This is a genomic window from Collinsella sp. AM40-7AC (assembly GCF_003468125.1).
GTDB classification, from domain to species: Bacteria; Actinomycetota; Coriobacteriia; order Coriobacteriales; family Coriobacteriaceae; genus Collinsella; species Collinsella aerofaciens_O.
In genome coordinates this window covers 109,434-130,742 of the sequence record NZ_QSGK01000007.1, presented here as the reverse complement: position 1 = coordinate 130,742, position 21,309 = coordinate 109,434, and the positions used below count along the sequence as shown (strand labels likewise).

General features: G+C 60.8%; 17 protein-coding genes and 2 tRNA genes. 6 read left to right on the top strand and 13 right to left on the bottom strand.

Annotated features, from left to right (window positions below; translation table 11 throughout):
• Positions 1-66: 66 nt before the first annotated feature.
• Entirely contained in the window at positions 67-1,521 is a 1,455-nt protein-coding gene (locus DW892_RS07515; protein ID WP_117766699.1) for a sugar nucleotide-binding protein, read from the top strand.
• Positions 1,522-1,558: 37 nt separating this feature from the next.
• On the opposite strand, the gene DW892_RS07510 is transcribed toward DW892_RS07515, so the two are convergent.
• The 3 genes from DW892_RS07510 to DW892_RS07500 are packed head-to-tail and all read right to left on the bottom strand — an operon-like array spanning position 1,559 to position 5,900.
• Positions 1,559-3,970: a YfhO family protein gene (locus DW892_RS07510; protein ID WP_117766697.1), complete on the bottom strand. Its 2,412-nt coding sequence runs from the start codon at positions 3,968-3,970 to the stop codon at positions 1,559-1,561.
• On the bottom strand, positions 3,954-4,922 hold the full coding sequence (locus tag DW892_RS07505; protein WP_117766695.1) for a glycosyltransferase family 2 protein: 969 nt from the start codon (positions 4,920-4,922) through the stop codon (positions 3,954-3,956). The genes DW892_RS07510 and DW892_RS07505 overlap by 17 nt, the downstream gene beginning before the upstream one ends.
• Positions 4,923-4,928: 6 nt before the next feature.
• Positions 4,929-5,900: a glycosyltransferase family 2 protein gene (locus DW892_RS07500; RefSeq protein WP_117766693.1), complete on the bottom strand. Its 972-nt coding sequence runs from the start codon at positions 5,898-5,900 to the stop codon at positions 4,929-4,931.
• Between the two features lie 160 nt (positions 5,901-6,060).
• On the opposite strand from DW892_RS07500, the gene DW892_RS07495 reads away from it, so the two are divergent.
• From DW892_RS07495 to DW892_RS07485, 3 genes are all read left to right on the top strand, one after another.
• Entirely contained in the window at positions 6,061-6,906 is an 846-nt protein-coding gene (locus DW892_RS07495; protein ID WP_233502550.1) for an ABC transporter permease, read from the top strand.
• An 11-nt stretch (positions 6,907-6,917) separates the two neighbouring features.
• A complete protein-coding gene (locus DW892_RS07490; protein WP_117766691.1) occupies positions 6,918-7,685 on the top strand; it encodes an ABC transporter ATP-binding protein in 768 nt (255 codons plus the stop codon).
• A 54-nt stretch (positions 7,686-7,739) separates the two neighbouring features.
• A tRNA-Arg gene (locus DW892_RS07485) sits at positions 7,740-7,816 on the top strand.
• Between the two features lie 357 nt (positions 7,817-8,173).
• Here the strand turns inward: DW892_RS07485 and DW892_RS07480 are convergent.
• From DW892_RS07480 to aroF, 10 genes are all read right to left on the bottom strand, one after another.
• Complete coding sequence (locus DW892_RS07480) at positions 8,174-9,172, bottom strand: translation initiation factor 2 (protein ID WP_117766689.1); 999 nt, start codon at positions 9,170-9,172, stop codon at positions 8,174-8,176.
• Positions 9,172-9,621: a DUF4869 domain-containing protein gene (locus DW892_RS07475; protein ID WP_117766687.1), complete on the bottom strand. Its 450-nt coding sequence runs from the start codon at positions 9,619-9,621 to the stop codon at positions 9,172-9,174. Before DW892_RS07475 ends, DW892_RS07480 begins: the two co-directional genes overlap by 1 nt.
• Positions 9,622-9,751: 130 nt before the next feature.
• Positions 9,752-10,189 (bottom strand): type II 3-dehydroquinate dehydratase, encoded by a 438-nt coding sequence (aroQ, locus tag DW892_RS07470; RefSeq protein WP_117766685.1) that lies wholly within the window; start codon positions 10,187-10,189, stop codon positions 9,752-9,754.
• A gap of 99 nt (positions 10,190-10,288) precedes the next feature.
• Positions 10,289-11,527 carry a shikimate kinase gene (locus tag DW892_RS07465; RefSeq protein WP_117766683.1) on the bottom strand — a complete coding sequence of 413 codons (1,239 nt, stop codon included), beginning with the start codon at positions 11,525-11,527 and terminating at the stop codon, positions 10,289-10,291.
• Positions 11,528-12,673, bottom strand: coding sequence for a prephenate dehydratase (gene pheA / locus DW892_RS07460; RefSeq protein ID WP_117766681.1), 1,146 nt, complete (start codon positions 12,671-12,673; stop codon positions 11,528-11,530). It lies immediately after the preceding gene.
• A gap of 43 nt (positions 12,674-12,716) precedes the next feature.
• Positions 12,717-13,814, bottom strand: a complete 1,098-nt coding sequence (gene aroC, locus DW892_RS07455; protein ID WP_117766679.1) for a chorismate synthase — start codon at positions 13,812-13,814, stop codon at positions 12,717-12,719.
• A gap of 1 nt (position 13,815) precedes the next feature.
• Positions 13,816-15,135 (bottom strand): 3-phosphoshikimate 1-carboxyvinyltransferase, encoded by a 1,320-nt coding sequence (gene aroA, locus DW892_RS07450; RefSeq protein ID WP_117766677.1) that lies wholly within the window; start codon positions 15,133-15,135, stop codon positions 13,816-13,818.
• Positions 15,129-16,235, bottom strand: coding sequence for a 3-dehydroquinate synthase (gene aroB / locus DW892_RS07445; RefSeq protein ID WP_117766675.1), 1,107 nt, complete (start codon positions 16,233-16,235; stop codon positions 15,129-15,131). Before aroB ends, aroA begins: the two co-directional genes overlap by 7 nt.
• Before the next feature lie 36 nt (positions 16,236-16,271).
• On the bottom strand, positions 16,272-17,186 hold the full coding sequence (locus DW892_RS07440) for a prephenate dehydrogenase/arogenate dehydrogenase family protein (protein ID WP_117766673.1): 915 nt from the start codon (positions 17,184-17,186) through the stop codon (positions 16,272-16,274).
• Positions 17,187-17,189: 3 nt separating this feature from the next.
• A complete protein-coding gene (aroF, locus tag DW892_RS07435; protein ID WP_117766671.1) occupies positions 17,190-18,212 on the bottom strand; it encodes a 3-deoxy-7-phosphoheptulonate synthase in 1,023 nt (340 codons plus the stop codon).
• Between the two features lie 204 nt (positions 18,213-18,416).
• Here aroF and DW892_RS07430 point away from each other — a divergent pair.
• Both DW892_RS07430 and DW892_RS07425 read left to right on the top strand, forming a co-directional pair.
• A tRNA-Arg gene (locus DW892_RS07430) sits at positions 18,417-18,493 on the top strand.
• Positions 18,494-18,569: 76 nt separating this feature from the next.
• Entirely contained in the window at positions 18,570-21,293 is a 2,724-nt protein-coding gene (locus DW892_RS07425; RefSeq protein WP_117766669.1) for an HAD-IC family P-type ATPase, read from the top strand.
• Positions 21,294-21,309: the final 16 nt, after the last annotated feature.

Genomic DNA, 21,309 nt, shown 5'->3' with positions numbered 1-21,309 from the left:
CGCAGGGCATGGGGATGATCCTGCGGCACCGCGAGGGGCGCCCGCAACACGATTGGAATTAACCACATGGCTGACATCGAATTCGAGAAGGACCTGAAGGTCGCGGAGACCGGCATCGAGGGCCTCAAGGTCGTCGACCTGGCCGTCCACGGCGACTCGCGCGGCTGGTTCAAGGAGAACTGGCAGCGCGCCAAGATGTGCGCGCTCGGCATCCCCGATCTCAAGGTCGTCCAGAACAACATCTCCTACAACGACAGCCGCGGCGTCACCCGCGGCATCCACGCGGAGCCCTGGGACAAGTTCATCTCCGTGGCCCGCGGCTCGGTCTTCGGCGCATGGGTCGACCTGCGCGAGGGCAGCGCCACCTACGGGAAGGTGTTCACCTGCACGCTCGACCCGTCCAGGGCCATCTACGTCCCGCGCGGCGTGGGCAACAGCTTCCAGGCGCTCGAGGACGGCACCGCCTACACCTACCTGGTGGACGCCCACTGGTCGCTGGAGCTCAAGAAGACCTACACCTTCGTGAACCTCGCCGACCCCGAGCTCGCCATCGAGTGGCCGATCCCGCTCGATGAGGCCACCGTCTCCGAGGCCGACCTCAACCACCCGATGCTCAAGGACGTCGTCCCGATGGCGCCGAAGCGCACCCTCGTCACCGGCTGCAACGGCCAGCTGGGCCATGCGGTGCGCGCGCTCGCCGAGGAGCGCGGCGTGGCGAAGGACTTCGACTTCTGCGACATCGACACCTTCGACATGTCCGACCCGGACGCCTATTCGCAGTACGACTGGTCGCTCTACGGCACGGTCATCAACTGCGGCGCCTACACGGCAGTCGACAGGGCCGAGACCCCCGAGGGCCGCGTGACCGCCTGGAAGGCCAACGCGACGGGGCCCGCCCTTCTCGCACGCACCTGCGCCGGGTACGGCATCACCCTGGTCCACGTATCCTCCGACTACGTCTTCGACGGCACCGCCGAGGTCCACACGGAGGACGAGCCGTTCTCCCCGCTGTCCGTCTACGGCCAGACCAAGGCCGCCGGCGACATCGCCGTGGCCGGGTGCCCGCACCACTACATCATGCGCTCCAGCTGGGTCATCGGCGAGGGGCACAACTTCGTGAAGACCATGAAGGCACTCTCAGACCGCGTCGCCGACCCGGACGACAAGCTCGAGCAGGTCACCGTGGTCGACGACCAGCTGGGCCGCCTGACCTTCACGCGCGACATGGCCGAGGCCATCTTCCACGTGCTGGGGACGCACGCCCCCTACGGCACCTACGACTGCACCGGATCCGGCGCGGTGAAGTCCTGGGCGGACATCGCACGCGCCGTCTTCGAGGCCGCCAACGGCAACGGCGAGAAGGTCGTGCCGGTATCGACCGCCGACTACTACGCGAGCGCCGAGGGCCCCGTCGCACCGCGCCCGGTCCACTCCGCACTCGACCTGTCCGGGCTCGAGTCGGTCGGGTTCCACATGCCCGACTGGGAGGAAGAGCTGGGGGAGTACCTCAAGATGCTCTAGCCGCTATTAACTTTTCGAGAGTAAAAGCCGCCGCTTGTTAACGGCGGCTTTTCTTATGCCTGGCGTATAGCCCCGCTGCAACAAGGGCGACGGTGGTCGCCAGACTCACTGCAAGCCCCGCAAGGGCACCCGGAGTCTTGTAGGTCATCACGATCCTATTCGCGCCTTTCTGCACGTTCAGGGACGACAGGCCCTTATCGGCGGCGGGCGTTAGTTCTGCGGCGGTTCCGTTTACCGTTACGTTCCAGCCCTCATCGTACGGAACGCTCAGCAGCAGGTTGCCGTCTTCCTTGGCGGTATACTCGCCTTCGATTCTTCCGTCCTCAAAAACTGTCGGAACAAATTCGCTCGTCTTAAGCTCGTTAATAATCTGCTCGAAAACGTCCAGATCGAGGGCGTAAAAGACCGGCTCATTGTCTTGGGGCATGTCTGTATAGCCCTCCGCGACTCCGATTGACACCGTATGCTGGCTCGGGGCGTCCGATGCATCCGCAATCTGGCGGATATTATTGTCGAATCTCCAGGCCTCGTTTTCGATCGTTCGCTGGTCGATGGTAAGGGTGACGGGCCAATAACTGCCGGCAGTCGTATCTTTGTTGATGTAGAGATACCCGATGGAGCTTGCCGGTACAGTAACGCTCCATTGCTTTAAGCTATCGCTATTCTCCGTACTCGTGGCCTCGATCTTGGTATAGAGCTTGACCTCGCGGCCTAGGATTTTGCTGTAGAGGTCGTTCTGCTTTTCGAAGGGGTTCTCGTTTTTCAGCGTGCTGTTTTGGATATCGCTTGAGGCTGCAACGCCAATGCTGAGCGCATAGGGGTTCTCGTACACCGCGCTTGTGGAGTCGACCTGATTCGTCTTGGTCGAAACGTATCCCGCAGGCGCGTTCTCGGGAATGGCATACTTGACTCCCAGTAGGGCATCGACGGCAAGAATGGGCTCGGCATAACGGGTCGAGAATTCGCCGACGCTGCTGTAACCAAGGGAGTTGAGCAATGCAATTGCCTGCTGGTTATTGGCGGACGAATAAGAAGATAGCTGGTTATACCCTAGTGCCAGGCCTTCGTTTAGAGCGGCACTATCGGCTCGTGTGGTTGTACGATCGATGCGGTAGAACGGAGCTGAATCCCGTTCTGTAGTGGTAGCGATCGTGTTGGTTGCGGTGGCTACATAGGCCCTGTTGGTATTTTCGGAATAGCCCGCGTAGAGCTGGTTCCATACTACATGAGCGTTGGCAAACAGTTCAATAGCGGTGAGCGCCAGGAGTGGCAAGATGACGGCGGGGCGATAGGCTTGGCGCAATTTAGGTTGATCCTTGAGGATCTGCAGGGTATAGCCCGCAGCCCACAGCGCAAAGAAGCTCAGCAAAAAAGCCGTGCGCGAGTAGAAGCCGTTGGGAACGCGCATGCCGCACCAGATGTACTCGAGCGGGCTCAAAACGGAGCTTGCAACCAGGATTATCGTGACGACGAGTGTTGCGATGCGCGTCTTGATTGAAACCGTGCGGTTAACCAGCAGGCTCACCGCAAGCAGCATCATGATGATGCCGCAATAGAACTGAGGTGTGCTTTCATTGCTTACCCACATGCAGGGAAGAAAGCCCCTGATGAGCGACTTGAGGTTGGTTTTAAGTAGGGGGCCGAGTGCTAGAACGGGACCGCCCTTGGACATGGCAAGGATGGTCGGCAAAAAGGTCCAAGCGGACAGAAGCAGTCCGAGCGCGATAGCCCCGGCGAATCGCAGGGCCCGATCGAGCATGAGCTTCCAGCTAAATCCTTCTTCTGCAACATAATCGACAAATTCAACCAGTACGAAGATGCAGAGGAACAGGATGCTAATGTAGGCCGTATACCAGCAGAACATGACATTGAGCGCCGTTGCGATGACGAGGCGGATCATGCGCTGCTTGCGGATGAGCTCGTGGCATCCGTAGGCGCAGATGGGCAGCATGATGAGGCAATCGATCCAGAGCGGGTTGCGCAGGTTGCTGATGGTCCAGCTACAAAACGTGAACGAGAGGGAAAGCAGGAATGCTGCGGGCTTGGGTAGGTCAAAGCGCTTTTGCACATACCAAGCGCCGCTGATGTGGATGCAGCCCAGTTTGAGCGCGGAGATAACAAGCACGAAGAGCGTCAGCTTGTCTGCGGGAAACAGCACGCAGAGCAGGTTGAAGGGGCTGCCGAGGTAGTAGCTATAGAGCCCCCATGTGTTCATGCCGAGTCCCTGTGAGAAGGAATAGCGAAGGTTTGCCTCGCCTAAAAGGACGCGGCGAAACCACGCGAAGAAGTCGATGTATTGGTATTTGAGATCGTTGGTGAGAAACGAGTTGTCGCCAAAGGGATAGACATGTCCCGCCGCTGCAAGTGCGACAAAGAGTGCGACGGAAAATGCGAAGCAGGCGGCGTAGAACGCCACATTCTTGAGCGTGCTGTTATTGGGCCGTGTCATCAGATTCCTCGTTGGATTCTCGAATGATATAGATGGGACGTCGCTTGGTTTCCAAGTAGGCTTTTGCCAAGTATTCACCTATGATTCCCAGGCACAGAAGCTGCATGCCGCCAAACAGCGTTATGAGGCAGGCGAGCGACGGCCATCCGCCGACGGGGTCGCCCCAGACAAGCGTCTTTACTAGGATGACGACGAATCCCAGAATAGCGATGAGGCAGAAGACGATACCTGTGAGGGCGGCGAGGGAGAGCGGCGCCGTGGAAAACGCGACGATGCCGTCGATGGAATAGAGGAGCAGCGACCAAAAGCTCCATTTGGTCTCGCCGGCCACGCGGTTGACGTTTACGTAGGGGAGCCATTTGGTTTTGAAGCCCACCCAGCCGTAAATGCCTTTGGAGAATCGGTTGTATTCGCCCATGGAGATGATGGCGTTGACCATAGGCCGCTTCATGAGCCTAAAATCGCGTGCTCCGTCGACGATGTCGGCCTTGGAAATGCGGTTGATGATCTTGTAGAACATACGGGCACAGAACGACCTGATGGGAGGCTCGCCTTCGCGGGTGGTCCTGCGCGTTGCGACGTTGTCGTAGTCTTCGGTCTGCAAGATCTCGTACATCTGCGGCAGGAGCGAGGGCGGGTCCTGCATGTCGGCATCCATGGTGGCGACATAGCCGCCCTTTGCGTGCTGGAGTCCGGCGAGTAGTGCCGCCTCCTTGCCAAAGTTGCGCGAGAAAGAGTGCCAACGGATGGCGTATGGATGCGCCGCCGCGGCTTCTGCCTTCATGACGGCGAGCGTTTTGTCTGCCGAACCATCGTCGATGAGGACGGCTTCAAAGGAAATGCCGGGATCTTGCTGGGTCATGATGCGAACGACGCCATCGAGCTCTTTGAGAAAGATCGGAAGTGATTCCTGCTCGTTGTAGCACGGCACGACGATGGAGATGAGCGGCATGGTGGTTTACCTCTTGCTTGGCTTGGAAGTAGGGTGGTCGGGCTGGTCGTCGTAGGTGTATTTGCTGTATACGTTGACCTCCCACTGCTTTTTTTCGACCTTTGCCACGGAATCCAGGATGAATCCGGTTGCAAGGCTCAGACCGCACAGGAACATAAACGACGCGGCGAGCATGGCGGTGGGGAAGCGCGGAACGAGGCCGGTCTGGAAATACTCGACAACGATGGGCATGCCCAGGGCGAGGCCGATCACCGCAAACAGAAGCGCAACCAGGCTGAAGAACTTCAGAGGGCGGTAGTCCTTGAACAGCGTGCCGATCATCGCAACGACCTTAATGCCGTCGCTGACGGTATTAAGCTTGGACTCGGAGCCTTCCGGACGGTCGCGGTACTCGATGGGTACATCTTTGATGCGCCAGCGGTGGTCGACGGCGTGGATCGAGAGCTCGGTTTCGATCTGGAAGCCCTCGGAAAGCACGGGGAAGGTTTTGACGAACGGGCGGCTCATGGCGCGGTAGCCGGTCATGACATCATCGAAGCTGTAGCCATAGATCCACTTGATCATGGCGCGGACCAGATTGTTGCCAAAGCCGTGGAAAGCACGCTTGTTTTCCTCGGCGTAGGTGCCGTTGGAAAGGCGGTCGCCTACGGTCATGTCGGCTGTGCCGTTAAGGATGGGCTCGCAGAGGGCTTTGGCCGCCTCGGCGGGGTAGGTGTCGTCTCCGTCGACCATCAGGTAGCAATCGGCGTCGATGTCGCGAAACATCTGACGGCACACGTTGCCCTTTCCCTGACGGGGTTCAAAGCGGACCGTGGCGCCGTGCTCGGTGGCGATGCGTGAGGTGTCGTCCGACGAGTTGTTGTCATAGACATAGACCGTCGCTTGCGGAAGCTCGCGGTGAAAGTCGTCGATGACTTTGCCGATCGTGAGGGCTTCGTTGTAGCAGGGGATGATGACGGCGATGGATTCAGAATTCACTCAATGCTCCTTATACATTCAATCCTTGAAAGTATAGCCGTTTGGGCTTGGCATCCTAAGATGTGGGTTAGTTCTCCAGTTTTGTTGCGCGAATCGTTTGCATGGCCGTCGGGTCTATACTGTTCGTTTGTCAACGATTACGAGTAAAGGAGTTGCATCCGTGTCGGATCAGACAAAGCAACAAGAAGCTCGCAGTCTGCCTGCGACGTTTGCTAAGAACGAATTTGAGAAGGACGCGTTTATCCTTCGTCAGCTGGTTACCAAGGATTTTAAGATCAAGTATCGCCGTAGCGTTCTGGGCGTCGCATGGTCGGTGCTCAACCCGCTGCTGATGATGATCGTCATGGCCATCGTGTTCTCGACGATTTTTGGCCAGGGCCGCAATGGCTCAATGACGCCCGAGATGTACCCGCTGTACTTGATCGTGGGTAACGTTACCTTTGCCGTCATGTCCGAGTCTACGAACCAGGCCCTGACGTCGATCGTGGGTGCTGCCCCTCTGCTCAAGAAGGTTAAGGTGCACCGCTGGGTCTTCCCGGTGCAGAAGGTGCTCTTCTCGCTGGTCAACTTTACCTTCTCGCTGGTCGCCGTCGCCATCGTTATGCTGTGGTTCCGCGTTATGCCTTCTTGGCATTTGATTCTGCTGCCGGTTTGCCTGCTGCTGCTTATGTGCTTCTGCATGGGCCTGGGCATGATGCTCTCTGCCCTTACGGTCTTTTTCCGCGACGTTATGCATCTGTGGAGCGTCGTCATTACGGCGTGGACTTATATTACGCCCATCTTCTGGACGACTGACTATATTGCGCAAATGCCGCATCTCGTGCGTATCTTGATGTATGCGAACCCCATGTATAACTACCTGCAGTTTATGCGCGATATCTTCTTGTTCCAGACCACGCCCTCGCTTTTGACGTTTGGTATGTGCGTCGCTTGGGCGGTCCTTGCGCTTGTCATTGGCTACACCGTGTTCCATAAGTCCGAGCGCAAGTTTATCCTCTACATCTAAGGAGTGCTGTGATGACTGAATCTGTTGTTGATTACAGCGAGCAGCCTCTGGCTGTCGAGGTCGACGACGTCACCATGATCTTTAACATGGCGTCCGAGTCGCTGACCAACCTCAAGGAGTACTTCATCAAGCTTGCCAAGCACGAGCTGTTCTTTGAGGAGTTTAGGGCGCTCAAGCATATCTCGTTCGATATTCATCGTGGCGAGGTCGTGGGCCTGGTCGGCACCAATGGCTCCGGCAAGTCCACGATGCTCAAGATTATCGCTGGCGTGCTTGAGCCTAGCGAAGGCAGCGTTAAGGTGCACGGTAACATCGCGCCGCTGATTGAGCTTGGTGCCGGCTTTGACCCCGAGTTGACCGCCCGCGAGAACATCTATCTGAACGGTGCCCTGCTCGGCTATACCAAGGAGTTCATCGATGCCAACTTTGACGGCATTATTGAGTTCGCTGAGCTTCAGAACTTTGTCGACATGCCGCTTAAGAATTTCTCCTCGGGCATGGTTGCGCGCATTGCCTTTGCAATCGCAACGATCACTGAGCCTGACATCCTGATCGTTGACGAGACACTTTCCGTCGGTGATGTGTTCTTCCAGCAGAAGTGCGAGGCCCGTATCCAGCACTTTATCCAGAGCGGCGACGTGACGGTTCTGTTTGTTTCGCACTCCATGGAGCAGGTTGAGCGCATCTGCCAGCGTGCCGTTTGGATTGAGAAGGGTGACCTTCGCATGGACGGCCCGGTCGATAAGGTCTGCAAGGCGTACCGTGAGCAGTTCAACTAGGTTATAATTACTTGCGCCTGACAGGCTTGCGCTTGCTTGGGCGTGCTGTTATTTGCTCCATTAGCTCAGTTGGATAGAGCAGGGGACTTCTAATCCCAAGGTCGACGGTTCGAATCCGCCATGGAGCACCATCGTTTATTAAGCCCGGGCCGCTTGGTGGTCTGGGCTTTTTTCACATGCAGGTGTTCTTTATTCTTGCCGGGTATACGTTTAGGCCGAAGCCGTGGCGCGAGCTGCTGTTGTGCTGCTGATGTGGATTGGCTATACGGCGCGCCAAGGGGGGCTCGAGCCGAGCGTGAGCAAGCCCCTGCTGTTTATTGGAGCCGGTGTCACTTGGCTTGTCCTTGCCGCGCTGAGTGGGCTTGAGCTTTCGAGCCGCCGCGTGGATGGGTTTGTGGTTGCGACAGTTGCCGCTCTTGCCGGCAGCTATTGCGTGTGCTGGGTTTCCATGGCAGTGGGGAGGACCAAGTTGGTCCTCCCCACTGCCATTATGCCTTCAGACACTCGGGCAAGACGCTCGCAACTGCATCCATCGCCTGCGGCTTTAGGTACTGCTCGTTGAGCCGTGCCTTTCTGTAGACGTAGCGAGTGTCTGCAGAGTACTTGATCAATACGTCGGTGAAGAACCGCTCCCAGCTCAGGTAGTCGCGGCTTTCGATATAGCTCGAAGGGTCCTTGAGGATTTTTGGAATGTCGTTGTTGGGGATGAGGCCAGATCGCAAAAGCGTCCACTCAAATGATTCAGGGAGGAACAAGCGAACGTTCTTGTAAACGCGCTGTCCGAGCACCTTTTCGATGTAGGGACCAAACGCTGCGCCGTCTCCTATGGCAAGGATGTTTTGCTCGGGACATTCGTGAATCGTTCGTTTTAGGTTCGCTACGCCGGTGGCGGTATAGCAGGGGATTCCCAGTCGGTTGCAAAGGGTGCTATAGAATTGATAGCCAGACTTGCTATCCTCGACAATTACGGCGTCAGGATTGTCGAACCCTACGTTAAGGTCCTGATACAGCATGCTTGCCGTGTGGTCATATAGCGGTTTAGTCACCGAGTAGAAGCGTCTGTCGCTCTTGCGGCCATTAATTGTCTTGCTTGTGGTGTTGACTAGCTTTAGGATCTCGTCGACGCTGTAGGGGAGTTCGTTGGCGTCGCGACGAGATATCAGAACAAAATAGTTGGACGATCCGTTGATGGCTTTGGCGAAGTCCTTTGAGTAGATAAACTCGTTGCCCTCATCTAGAAAGACGATCGAATCTTCGATGATCGACAGCTCGCGCTCCCAACGTCTGCCGGAAAGCGTTTCGCATGGCGCGTCGCAGCTGAGTGTAACGCCGCTTTCCGGTCCTCGGTCGTTGTAGTCGCGAATCATCGAGATGAGCGTCGTTTTGCCCGTGCCGCTGTTACCGCGAATGAAGGAAATGTTGCGTTTAAAGGTGAGTGTGTATTTGACCTTTGCACGCTCTACGACAACGGTATGCGTTCCCTTCATTACTCATCAACATCCAAAAAGTCATTCGTGGCGCCGACAAACTCCTGCATGTTTCTGACGATGCGGTCATCGTTTTCAATGCGGATTTCAAAGTTCTTCCAGGGGAACTTCATGATGTGGTAAAGGGTCACCAGCACATCCTGCTCTTTGCCAATTTTGAGCAGCCAGCGAGCGCAGTTATCTCCGCAAGTGGATGCATTGAACACCATGTTTGGGAGATTGCGCACCAGCAGCAGCGTCTTAACGCCGCCGGACAGTTCGAGTGGGGTGATTGAGCCCAGCTGCTTGCTTACGATGTTGTGGGGACCGATGAGCTCTGATCCGTCCACGCTTTTAATAATCTGTGCGGCCATAGGGTCTTCGAACCATGAGTCCAAGTATGAGTTCCTAAAATAGGTTTCGGTATCGTAGATGGAACCGGGGTAATCCCCCAGGTGAATGCTCAGCATGTGCGTCTCCAGACGTTGTGTGACTGCAATGATTATATGCCAGTAATAAAGTGCCGCCAGTAGCGAGGTTGCTGCTGGCGGCACTGGCATTATTAGCGTATGAATCGCGTTGATGGATTTGCTCGCGAGGCTACTTTTCGAGACGCTCTTTCAGCAGCTCCAACGCGTGGGCGTAGCCTTGGAGGCCTTCGCCGGTGATGGTGGCGAAGCAGGCCAGGCGGGCGTGGCTTACCTGGCGGAAGTCCTCGCGCGTCTCTACGGCGCTGATGTGCACCTCAACGGCAGGGATGGCGACGGCCTTGAGGGCGTCGAGGATCGCCACGCTCGTGTGCGTGTAAGCCGCCGGGTTGATGACGATGCCGTCGACCTTGCCGTAGGCCTCCTGGATCTTGTCGACGATGCTGCCCTCGTGGTTAGACTGGAAGACCTCGACCTCGTCGAAGCCCTGTGCAGCACCCGCTTCCTGGCAGATCTGCACTAAGCGGTCGTAGTTGTCGCTGCCATAGATGCCCGGCTCGCGAATGCCGAGCATGTTGAGGTTGGGGCCGTTGATGACGAGTGCCTTCATGGTTGCTTCCTTTGCAGTTGGTTGGCGTGGCTGGTCTTGCGATCTTCGGCGTTTGCCCAGATAAAACCTGCCAAAATAAACCTATCCCTTTTTGGCAGGTTAGAGGGTCTCGACGATGGCGGCCGCGGTTTTGGCGGCGCAGTCGCGTGAGTCGATGATGTAGTCGGCCCAGGCGCGGTAGCGCGGCATGCGCTGCTCGGCGAGCTTATCGATGCCATCGCGGGCGGTGATGGGGCGACCCTTGTGGGCGAGTTCGTCGAGCTTGCGGTTGAGCATCACAATCTGGCTGTTCTGGTGCAGCAGCGGGTGGTTCTCGTCTCGCGTGACGACGCCGCCGCCGGTGGAAAGTACCAGGCCGCTGCGCTTGGAGATGTCGGCCAGGGCCGCCGTCTCCTGCTCGCGGAAGGCCGCCTCGCCGCGCTCGACGATAAAGTCGGCGCAAGGCATGCCCAGACGCTCCTCGAGGGCGCGGTCCAAGTCGATGTGCTCGCGGCCGGTGAGCAGGGCGATCTGCTCACCCACGCGGGTTTTGCCCGAGCCCGGCATGCCGATCAGGGCGATGTTCTGCTCGCGGCGTGACAAGCGTTCCGTCACGTCCAGGATGCGCTCGCGCGGGGTGACCTTGCCGGTATAGCGCTCGACGGCCTGTGCCGCTTGGGCCACGAGCATCAGCAAGCCGCCGATGCAGGGGATGCCGCGGCGCTCGGCCTCGAGCATGAGTCCCGTGCGAGCGGGGTTGTAGACAATGTCGATAACGCCTTCGAGCGCATCGAGTCCTTCGAGCGTGCAGGGGGCGTCGGGGCAGTGGGGGTACATTCCGGCAGGCGTGCAGTTGACGAGTAGCGCGGCTTCGGACTGCTGCGCGATGTTGGCGTAGTTGACCTCGCTCGTGCGGCCCACCGGCACGACGGTGGCGCCCAGATCGCCGAGCACCATACTTGCCGTGGTGCCGGCACCGCCGGTGGCTCCGAGCACGAGGACCTTCTTGCCGGCGACCTCTACGCCCAGCTCCTCGACCAGGCACTGAAAGCCGAAGTAGTCGGTGTTGTCGCCGCGCAAGCGGCCGTCAGACAGGCGTGTGATGGTGTTGACGTTTCCCATGCGCTCGGCGAGTGGGCTCAGCTCGTCCAGGTAGTCCATGACGGCGCGCTTGTAGGGGATGGTCACGTTGGTGCCCTCCCATTCGTCGCCTGTCATAAAGGCCTCAAGATCCTCGGGCTCGCGCTCAAATCGTACGTACTCGAGCCCCGCGAGTTCTTTGTAGATGGTCGGGGTGTAGCTGTGGCCCAGCACGCGGCCTAGCACGCCGTAGGGGCGGGTTGCGGCGATATCGGTCATCTAGAGCACCTCCGTGTAGCTGCCAAAGTAGGTAAAGCTCTCGCACACGTCGTCGATGGAATCGAGCAGGTCGTCGAGAGCCTTGCTGCCAAAGGGGCAGTCCAGGTCAAAGTAGAACATAAACTCAAAGTCGCGACCGGGGATGGGGCGGCTCTCGAGCTTGATGAGGTTGATATTGAGCGCGTAGAAGCGCTCGAGCACGCGATAGAGCGCGCCCGGCTCGTTGGCCGTGGTAATCATGAGTGAGGTGCGGTTGGCGCCGGGGTAGACGCGCGGCTCGCGGCTGATGACGACGAAGCGCGTGTAGTTGTTGTCCGAGTCCTGAATGTTGGGCTCCAGCACCTCCAGGCCGTAGAGTGCGGCGCAGCTGCGCGAGGCGATGGCGGCAACGTCGGTACGCTTGGAGCTGGCGACCATCTCGGCCGACATAGCCGTGTTGGGGTACTTGGTGGCGTGCAGACCGTGGGCCTCGATAAAGCCGGCGCACTGGGCGATAGCCTGGCCGTGGCTATAGACCTCGTGCACGTCGGCGAGCTTGGTGCCGGGTTTGACGAGCAGATTGTGGTCGATCTTGAGACGCAGCGAGCGCACGATATGGAAATCGAACTGGGCGAGCAGGTCGTAGACGGCGTTAACCGAGCCGGCGGTGGAGTTCTCGATGGGCAGCACGCCAAACTCGCAGAAGCCGTCGCGCACGGCGCGCATGACGCCCTCGAAGGTCTCGAAGAACGCGATGTCGGGCACGTCAAAGAGCTTGCATGCGGCGATCTGGCTGTAGGCGCCTTCGACGCCCTGGCAGGCAACGGTGGCCGTTTGAGGGAAGGGCGTGTCGGAGGCTGCAGCCGTGGCGTGGGCCTTTTGCGAGACGGTAATGCCCTTGAGTTCGTTGATGTAGCGCTGCTGCTCGGCCTTGCTCATGCTCATGAGGAGACGGAACAGGGTGATGGTCTGCGCCTCGTAGCGCTCGGGCGCGCGGCTGGCGAGGTTGTTGAGCTTGGAGCGCTCACGGGCGGGGTCGAAGACGGCCTTGCCCATCTCGATTTTTGACTTGGCGACCTCGGTGGCAATGTCCATGCGCTCGACAAAGCTGTTGAGGAGCGTGGTGTCGATGCCATCGATGGCCTGGCGGATGTCAGCAAGGTCCATGGAGACTCCTTTCACGTGTCGGGGGATGTTGAGGGGCGGGTAGTTAGCGCTGGGCGGCGTCTTCGAGGAGGGCGTCCCAGATGGCAAGGGCGGCGGCTGCCTCGGCTACGGGGACAGCTCGGGGGACGATGCAGGGATCGTGGCGGCCGTGGACCGAGAGCTCGGCATTTTCCATAGCGTCCATGTCCACCGTCTGCTGCTCGCGGCCAATGGAGGGCGTCGGCTTTACGGCCATGCGCCACATGACGGGCGCGCCGGTCGAAATACCGCCCAGGATGCCGCCGGCGTTGTTGGACTCGACCTCGATCTCGCCGGTCTCGGCATCGATGCGATACGGATCATTGTTCTCGCTGCCGCGCATGGCGGCCACGGCAAAGCCCATGCCAAACTCCACGCCCTTTACGGCGGGAATACCAAACGCGATCTGCGCGATGCGGTTCTCGATGCCGTCGAACATGGGGTCGCCGATGCCTGCGGGAAGCCCGTAAATGCCGCACTCCACGATGCCGCCGATGCTGTCGAGTTCGTCACGCGCGGCTAGGATTTCCTCGCGCATGCGGCCGGCTGCGGCGGCGTCAATGCACGGCAGATCGTTCGTAAGGATCGCCTTGCGGTCGGCCTCGCGATAGACTATGTCGTCCATCGGCAGATCGGAGATGCCGCCGATCTGCGCCACATGCGCCATCACTTTAATGCCGCGGGCCTCGAGTGCCTGCAGCGCGATGCCGCCGGCGATGCACAGGGGTGCCGTTAGGCGGCCGGAGAAGTGCCCGCCGCCGGCGACATCGTGCATGTTGTGATACTTCATGCGCGCAGGGAAGTCCGCATGTCCCGGACGGGGCTTGCGGCGCAGCTCGGAGTAATCCTTGGAGCGCGTGTTGGTGTTCTCGATAATCGCGGCAATGGGCGCGCCGGTGGTGTGCCCATCGACCACGCCGGCGATGATTTGGGCGGCGTCGGCCTCGCGGCGCTTGGTCGCGGTCTCGTCGCGACCGGGGGCGCGACGGTTCAAAAAGGCCTGCAGCGCTTCTTGGTCAACGGCGATGCCGGCGGGGACGCCATCGAGCGAGCAGCCGATGGCGGGGGAGTGCGACTGGCCGAAGATGCTTACGTGCAAGACGTTGCCAAAGGTCGAGGACATGCTATTCCTCCTCGAGTGTGACCTTGCCGCCCAGCAGGCGGTAGTGGTCGAAGAAATCGGGATAGGACTTGTTGACGGCCTCGGCGCCGTGGATCACGACCTCGCCGGCGGCGCGGCTCGCGGCGATAGCGGCCATCATGGCGATGCGGTGGTCGTTGTGCGAATCGACCTCGCCGCCGGTGAAGGCATCGACACCCTTGATGATGAGGTCATCGCCGGCAATGCGCACCTGCGCGCCCAGCGCGGTGAGCTCGCGGGTGGTGGTGACCAGGCGGTCGGATTCCTTGATGCGCAGACGGGCGCAATCGCGGATAAAGGTGCGGCCCTGTGCCAGTGAGGCCACGGCCGAGATGACGGGCACCAGGTCGGGAATGTCGTGGGCGCTCATCTCAAAGCCGGCGAGCTTGTCGGACTGCACGGTGGCGGCGTTGGTGGAGCGCACGATGCGGGCGCCAAAGCGCGAAAGCGCGGCGAGCACGTTTCGGTCGCCCTGCGCGGAGCTCAGGGATACGCCCTCCACGGTGATGGGGTCGGCGCCGATAGCGCCGGCGCACAGCCAAAAGGCGGCGTTGGACCAGTCGCCCTCGACGGCTACGCTGCCGGGCGTGCGGTACGAGCCGCTGCTCACGCGGAAGTTCGTGACCTCGGGCTGGCCGTCCTTGGCCGGAATACGCTCGACGTTGACCTCGACGCCAAAGGCCTTCATGGCCTGTATCGTCAGGTTGATGTAGGGACGGCTCTCAATGAGGCCGGTTACCTGCACGCAGGAGGGCTGGGCCAGCAGCGGGGCTGCCAGCAGCAGGCCGGAGATATACTGCGAGCTCACGTTGCCCGGAAGCACAAAGGTGCCCGGGCGCATGCGTCCGCTCGTCTTGAGCGGAAAACCGCCCAGGCCCTGTAGGTCGCAGCCGGCGGCGATGATCTCGTCCGAGAGCGGGGACAGCGGGCGGGCGCCCAAGCGTCCCTGACCCACAAAAGTTGCTTCTGCGCCCAGCGCGCAGGCGACAGGCAGCATAAAGCGGAGCGTGGAGCCGCTTTCACCGCAGTCAAGCGTGCCGCCGGCAAGGGCCTTGAGCAGGCCAAATTCAACACTCTTCATGGTGGGGTGGACCTGGAAGCCGTCCTCGACGGTCTCGATGCGGGCACCGAGTGCCGTAAGGCAGCGTACCGTAGCCTCGATGTCGGCACAGGTGGTGTTGCAGGTGACGTGTGTCTCGCCGTTGGCGAGCGCGGCGCAGATGATGAGGCGATGCGCCATCGACTTGGACGCGATGGCGGGAACGGTGCCCTTGAGCGGGGACGGGGTGATGCGGGCTAGCATGCGGATGCGTCTCCCTTCTGGCCGAGGCCCTCGGCAATGAGTTCGTGGAAAGTGGAAAGCGGTGTGCGGTCGATGCTGCAGCGGCCAATGCCGTGCGGAATCACCAGGTCGATGGTGTCGCCCGCGCGCTTCTTGTCGTGGAGCGCCTCGGCAAAGACGGTATCGGCATCTAGGTCACAGCGGGTCGTGAGGCCATGGCGGGCGCAGAGCTCCTCAATGCGACCGGGCAGTGCAGCATCGCAAGCGCCGTGCAGGGCCGCGGCGCGCGTGATGATGCCCATGCCGATCGACACGCAGTTGCCGTGTCCGAGTTCAAAGTGCTCGCAGGCCTCGACGGCGTGTCCGGCGCTGTGTCCAAAGTTGAGGAGCTTGCGCTGGTTGGTTTCGCGCTCGTCGGCGACGACCACGGCGCGCTTGATGTCGATATTGCGGGCGATGATGAGCGCTACGCGGGCCACATCGCGGTTGAGCAGCTCCAGCGTGAGCGGGGTCTTCTCCAGCTCGGCGAAAAGCTCCGGGTCGGCGATCACGGCGTGCTTGACGACCTCGCCGCAGCCGTCGGCGAACTGCTCGGGCGTGAGGGTGGCCAGGCACCCCACGTCGGCGATAACCACGCTCGGCTGCCAAAAGGCGCCGGCCAAGTTCTTGCCGGCAGCCAGGTCTATGGCGGTCTTGCCTCCCACCGACGAATCCACCATGGCGAGCAGGCTCGTCGGGATCTGCACAAACTTGCAGCCGCGCATGTAGGTGGCGGCCACAAAGCCCGCCATGTCGCCCACGACGCCGCCGCCGAGTGCCACGATCACGTCGGAGCGCGAAAGCTCGTGCTCGGCCACAAACTCCAAAATGGCGACGTAGGTCTCGGCACGCTTGTGTGCCTCGCCGGCTTCGAAGGTGCAGATGCTCACCTCGTAGCCTGACGCCTCCAGGCTCTGCTTAACGGGCATCTGGTAGAGCGGGCCCACGTTGGTGTCCGTCACGATGACGGCCTTGGTGCCGCCGGCAGTGGCGCGCACGAGCGGTCCCGCCTGCTCCAGCAAAAACGTGCCAACATGCACCTGGTAGGGGCGTGCAGTGTCGATATCGATGGTAATCGCCATAAGCTTCGGTCCTTTCGACCTGGCGTGATGGGTGGTCTAGTGGGAGGCCTCGTCGTCGAGCGCGCGCTTGATGCGGTCGCCCTCGGCAAGGAGATTCTCCAGATAGCGCTGGTCGCGGTCCTTAAGGGCGCGGCTGTAGGCGCCGAGCGATTCGATTAGATGGTCGATCTCGAAGGCGAGCGCATTGGCGTCGTCGATCATGAGCTCTGACCACATTTGCGGGTTGAGGTGCGCTACGCGGGTGAGGTCGCGGTAGCTGCCGGCCGAAAAGCCGTGGTGGACCTGAGCGGTCGGGCTCTTAACATAGGCGTTTGAGACGACATGCGCGAGCTGGCTCGTAAAGGCGATGACGCGGTCGTGCTCGGCGGCGCTGGTCACGCTGAACTTGCCAAAGCCCAAGGGGCGCACCATCTCGCGCACCTGGCCCAAGAGCTCGAGCTTAAGGGCATCGTCTACCGCGGGTGGAACGAGCACCAGGGGAGCGCCCTGGAACAGGTCGGCGCGGGAGTGCGCATAGCCCGAGTACTGCGTGCCCGCCATGGGGTGCGCGCCCACAAAGTAAAAGCCGTGCTCGCGGGCTAGCTCAAAGGCGCGCTCGCACACGATGCCCTTGACGCCCACCGTGTCGATCACCACGGGGCCCATGATGGCCTCGGTGTCGGTGGCGTCGGCGAGCGCCTGGGCGTGCGCCTCGAGCCACTCGATGCATGCCTCGGGATAGCAGGCAAGGACGATGATGTCGCATTCGCCGAGCGTCTTGTCGTTAAGCTCTCCGGCGACAGTGCCCATGCTGGCGGCCGTCATGACATCGTCATCGGGGTCCCAGGCCAGCACGCGGACGCCCGCCTGCGCATAGCCGCGGGCAAAGCTGCCGCCGATGAGGCCCAGGCCGACGATGCCGGCGCACTTGGGGCCGCCCTGGTTAACGCGCGCGTTTCTCACTGTACCCATGGGCTACTCCATGGTCTCTTGGCAGACAACCTCGCGAATGGCTCGGATGCGGCGCATGGTGTCGTCGAACTGATCGGGGGTGAGGGCCTGAGCGCCGTCGGACCATGCGCGGCTGGGCTCGTCGTGGACCTCGATCTCTAGGCCGTTGGCACCGCAGGCGGTCGCGGCGAGCGCCATGGGCTCAACGTAGCGGGTGTAGCCGGTGGCGTGGCTGGGGTCGGCGACGACGGGCAGGTGCGACAGGTGGTGCAGCACCGGCACGGCATTGAGGTCGAAGGTGTTGCGGGTGCGGGTCTCGAAGGTGCGGATGCCGCGCTCGCACAGGATGACGTTGTCGTTGCCCTCGCTCATGATGTACTCGGCGGCCATGAGCAGCTCATCGATCGTGCCGGACATGCCGCGCTTAAGCAAGATCGGAGTCTTGGTCTTGCCGACCTCTTTGAGCAGAGGGAAGTTCTGGGCGTTGCGGGCGCCGATCTGCATGACGTCGATCTTCTTGTCCAGGAAGACCTGCACGTCGCGCGGGTCCATGATCTCGGTGACGATCGGCATGTCGAGCTCGGCAGACGCCTCGCACAGCAGGTCCAGACCGGCGGGGCCCATGCCCTGGTAGGCGTACGGGGACGTGCGGGGCTTGTAGGCGCCGCCGCGCAGCATCGTGGCGCCGGCGGCCTTCACGCGGCGGGCGATGCGGATGAGGTTCTCGCCCTCGACGGAGCACGGGCCGGCGATGACCTGGAACTGATCGCCGCCTACATGTACGCCGTGGCCGCAGTCGATGACGGAGTCCTCGGGGTGGAACTTGCGGTTGGCGCGCTTGAACGGCTCGGAGACGCGCTGCACGCGCTCGACGACATCCATGGACTCGAGCAGGAACGGGTCGATCTTGGTCGTATCGCCCACCAGGCCGATGACCGTCTCATTCTCGCCGCGCGAGACATCGGTCTTCAGGCCCTTTTTCTCAATCCAGCTGACGATATGGCTGACGGCCTCGTCGCTGGCGCTCTCTTTTAAAATTGCAATCATGGTGTGCCTCTCACCTCGATGGATAACCCTTGCAAAAACGGCCCGCATCGCGAGCCGTGTATATATGGTGCATGAGAGTTTATACTATCTGATTCGCTTTTGCCTTCTAAAGTGAGCCGTTGCGCCGCGTCTTCCCCGGAATTGCAAAGCTTTTTCTTTTATTTTGATAGCCCGTGGTGCACTTGGGTATAATGCCAAACGTTGGCCCTATTAGCTCAGGGGATTAGAGCGTCTGCCTCCGGAGCAGAAGGCCGTTGGTTCGAATCCAACATGGGGCACCATCGAACGTGAGACCGTCCGAACCTCGCATGGTCCGGGCGGTTTTTCTTATACCGACGCGACGTGATGGGACGTGGTATGGCAGCAACGGATATCGAGCGCGGACTCTCGACCGCCGAGGTCGAGGAGCGCATCGCCGCCGGTAAGATCAACCGCAACATGGAGCTCAAGACCAAGTCGGTCAAAGAGCTCATCATCGAGAACCTCTGCACGCTGTTCAATTTGATCAACGTGATCTTGGCGCTCCTGGTCATTGTGACCGGGTCGTTTAAGAACCTGACGTTTTTGTTCGTGGTGTTTCTCAATACCGCCATCGGTGTCATCCAGTCCATGCGCTCTAAGAAGATGGTCGATAAACTCACGCTGCTGACCTCCAAGAAGGCCATCGCGGTGCGCGACGGCGCCGAGGTGGAGCTCGACCTGGACCAGATCGTGCTCGATGACATCATCCGCTTGGGGCGCGGCGACCAGATCCCCGCTGACGCCGTGGTGGTTTCGGGCGAGGCGCTCGTGAATGAGAGCCTGCTGACGGGCGAGAGCGATCTTATTAAGAAACAGCCTGGTTCTGAGCTCATGAGCGGCAGCTTTATCGACTCGGGCCTGCTGCGCGCCCGCGTGATCCATGTCGGCGCCGACAACTACGTAGCCAAAATTAATAACGAGGCCAAGTACGTCAAAAAGGTCAATTCTGAGATCATGAACGCGCTTAACGCCATCGTGCGGTTTGCGAGCATCATCATGATCCCGCTCGGTTTGGCGTTGTTTTCCTCGAGTGTGAGCGAGCTGTGGGATGCCGCGGGAACCCCGGGCGATAGCGCGCTTTCGTGGTGCTTCTCCGAGCTGCTGGCCGGCCGCGTGCCCTCGTCGGCGCTGCTGTCCACGGTGGGCGCCCTGCTGGGCATGATCCCGCAAGGCCTGGTGCTGCTGACCTCGTCGGTGCTCGCCATCGCCACGGTGCGCCTGGCCCGCCGCAAGGTGCTGGCGCAGCAGCTCTACTGCATCGAGACGCTCGCGCGCGTCGACGTGCTGTGCCTGGACAAGACAGGCACCATCACGTCGGGTCGCATGGAGGTCGAGGGCACGTATCCGCTGCCGATCGAGGGCTTTGGCATGGGCGCGGGGGAGGGCGAAGCCGCCGTTCCCGTCGATACCACGGTGCTCGATTTTGCGCTGGCTAACGTGGCGCGTGCGACTTCGGCCGATGCCAACGAGACCTGCCAGGCGCTGCTCAACTATTACGCAGATCGCCCGGTCGAGGTGTCTGAGCCGCTGTCGGTCATTCCGTTCTCGTCCTCCAAAAAGTGGAGCGGCGCGTCGTTTGCGCAGGGCTCCTATGTGATGGGTGCGGCGCAGTTTGTGCTCTCTGATCGTGCGTTTGCCCAGGTCGAGAACCGTGTCGCCGAGCTTGCCGATACCTGCCGCGTGCTCGTGGTGGCGCGCGTGGACGGCTTTACGCCCGATGGCGATATGGCGGGCGAGGCCGAGCCCGTGGGCTTTGTGACCATCCGCGACGAGATTCGTACCTCGGCGGCCGAGACCATCGGCTACTTTAACGAGCAGGGCGTGACCCTCAACGTGATCAGTGGCGACGACCCGCGTACGGTGTCGTCGATCGCTCGCGTGGTGGGCGTGCCGGGGGCGGACGCTTATGTGGACGCCACGACGCTCGATACGCCGGCCAAGCTCGATGCCGCAGTGGACCGCTACCATGTCTTTGGTCGTGTGACCCCGCAGCAGAAGCGCGAGCTCGTGCAGGCACTCAAGCGCCGCGAGCACACCGTGGCCATGACAGGCGACGGCGTCAACGACGTGCTGGCGCTCAAGGAGGCCGACTGCTCCGTGGCCATGGCGGCCGGCTCCGATGCCGCGCGTAACGTGGCCGAGATCGTGCTCGTCGACAACGACTTTGCCTCGATGCCCGCCGTGGTGGCCGAGGGCCGTCGCTCCATCAACAACCTGCAGCGTTCGGCTTCGCTGTTCTTGACCAAGACGCTGTTCTCGATGGGCCTGGCGGCGCTGTGCATCGCGCTGCCGCCGTACCCCTTCGAGCCCATCCAGATGACGCTCATTAACTTCTTCTGCATCGGCGCGCCGGGCTTTGTGTTGGGCCTGGAGCCCAACAATGCTCGCGTGAAGGGTGCGTTTTTGACCAACGTGCTCAAGCGTGCGCTGCCGGCGTCGCTTGCGGTCATTATGGCCGCGGCGCTCGATATCTTTGTGGCGCGCGTGTTTGGCTTTAGCCAGCTCACGCTGTCTACGATGTGCCTGCTTACGTCGTGCGCGGCGAGCGTCAGCCTGATCTGGCGTATCTCGCAGCCCCTCACACCCTTGCGCGTGGCGCTCTTTGTGTTTGTAGTCGCCGGCATCCTGGTGGGCGTTATCGGATTCCCGGAGCTGCTGTCTATTGCCAACCTGTCGATGGGCCAGATGGTTATCTTGGCTGTCATCGTGGCCTTTACCTGCTCGGTGTTCTTTAAGCTCGCCACGATGATGGATTCGCTTAAGCCGCGTCGTCGTCATGCCGCAACTGGTTTTGGCCGCGGTGTGCGCGTCCGCCTGGGTCGCGGTGGCGGTAAGGTGAGCTCGACGGGTTCGACGGCGGAGCGTTTTGCCATGCGCGTCGCCGCCGACATGGCGCAGCGCCGCGAAGCTCGCACCGTTCGCGAGGCCGAGGCCCGTGCACTCGAGGGCGTGGCGCAGACCCAACCCAAGAAAAAGAAGAGCGCCGGTGCCAAGCGCTCCCGCGTGACCAAATCGGCCCAGGGCATTAAGGTCTCGATGCCAAGCAAAAAGAAGAAGTAACTACGCGCCCTGGCGA

Bases quoted from the DNA above. Each gene is read 5' to 3' on its own strand.
- aroQ (WP_117766685.1), bottom strand. From the start codon at position 10,189: ATGAAGGCACTCGTCATCAACGGCCCCAACCTCAACATGCTCGGCATT.
- aroA (WP_117766677.1), bottom strand. From the start codon at position 15,135: ATGCTAGCCCGCATCACCCCGTCCCCGCTCAAGGGCACCGTTCCCGCC.
- DW892_RS07480 (WP_117766689.1), bottom strand. From the start codon at position 9,172: ATGAAGGGAACGCATACCGTTGTCGTAGAGCGTGCAAAGGTCAAATAC.
- DW892_RS07465 (WP_117766683.1), bottom strand. From the start codon at position 11,527: ATGACCGATATCGCCGCAACCCGCCCCTACGGCGTGCTAGGCCGCGTG.
- DW892_RS07510 (WP_117766697.1), bottom strand. From the start codon at position 3,970: ATGACACGGCCCAATAACAGCACGCTCAAGAATGTGGCGTTCTACGCC.
- DW892_RS07440 (WP_117766673.1), bottom strand. From the start codon at position 17,186: ATGGGTACAGTGAGAAACGCGCGCGTTAACCAGGGCGGCCCCAAGTGC.
- DW892_RS07490 (WP_117766691.1), top strand. From the start codon at position 6,918: ATGACTGAATCTGTTGTTGATTACAGCGAGCAGCCTCTGGCTGTCGAG.
- aroB (WP_117766675.1), bottom strand. From the start codon at position 16,235: ATGGCGATTACCATCGATATCGACACTGCACGCCCCTACCAGGTGCAT.
- DW892_RS07515 (WP_117766699.1), top strand. From the start codon at position 67: ATGGCTGACATCGAATTCGAGAAGGACCTGAAGGTCGCGGAGACCGGC.
- aroC (WP_117766679.1), bottom strand. From the start codon at position 13,814: ATGTCCTCGACCTTTGGCAACGTCTTGCACGTAAGCATCTTCGGCCAG.
- DW892_RS07505 (WP_117766695.1), bottom strand. From the start codon at position 4,922: ATGCCGCTCATCTCCATCGTCGTGCCGTGCTACAACGAGCAGGAATCA.
- pheA (WP_117766681.1), bottom strand. From the start codon at position 12,673: ATGGACCTTGCTGACATCCGCCAGGCCATCGATGGCATCGACACCACG.
- DW892_RS07425 (WP_117766669.1), top strand. From the start codon at position 18,570: ATGGCAGCAACGGATATCGAGCGCGGACTCTCGACCGCCGAGGTCGAG.
- DW892_RS07475 (WP_117766687.1), bottom strand. From the start codon at position 9,621: ATGCTGAGCATTCACCTGGGGGATTACCCCGGTTCCATCTACGATACC.
- aroF (WP_117766671.1), bottom strand. From the start codon at position 18,212: ATGATTGCAATTTTAAAAGAGAGCGCCAGCGACGAGGCCGTCAGCCAT.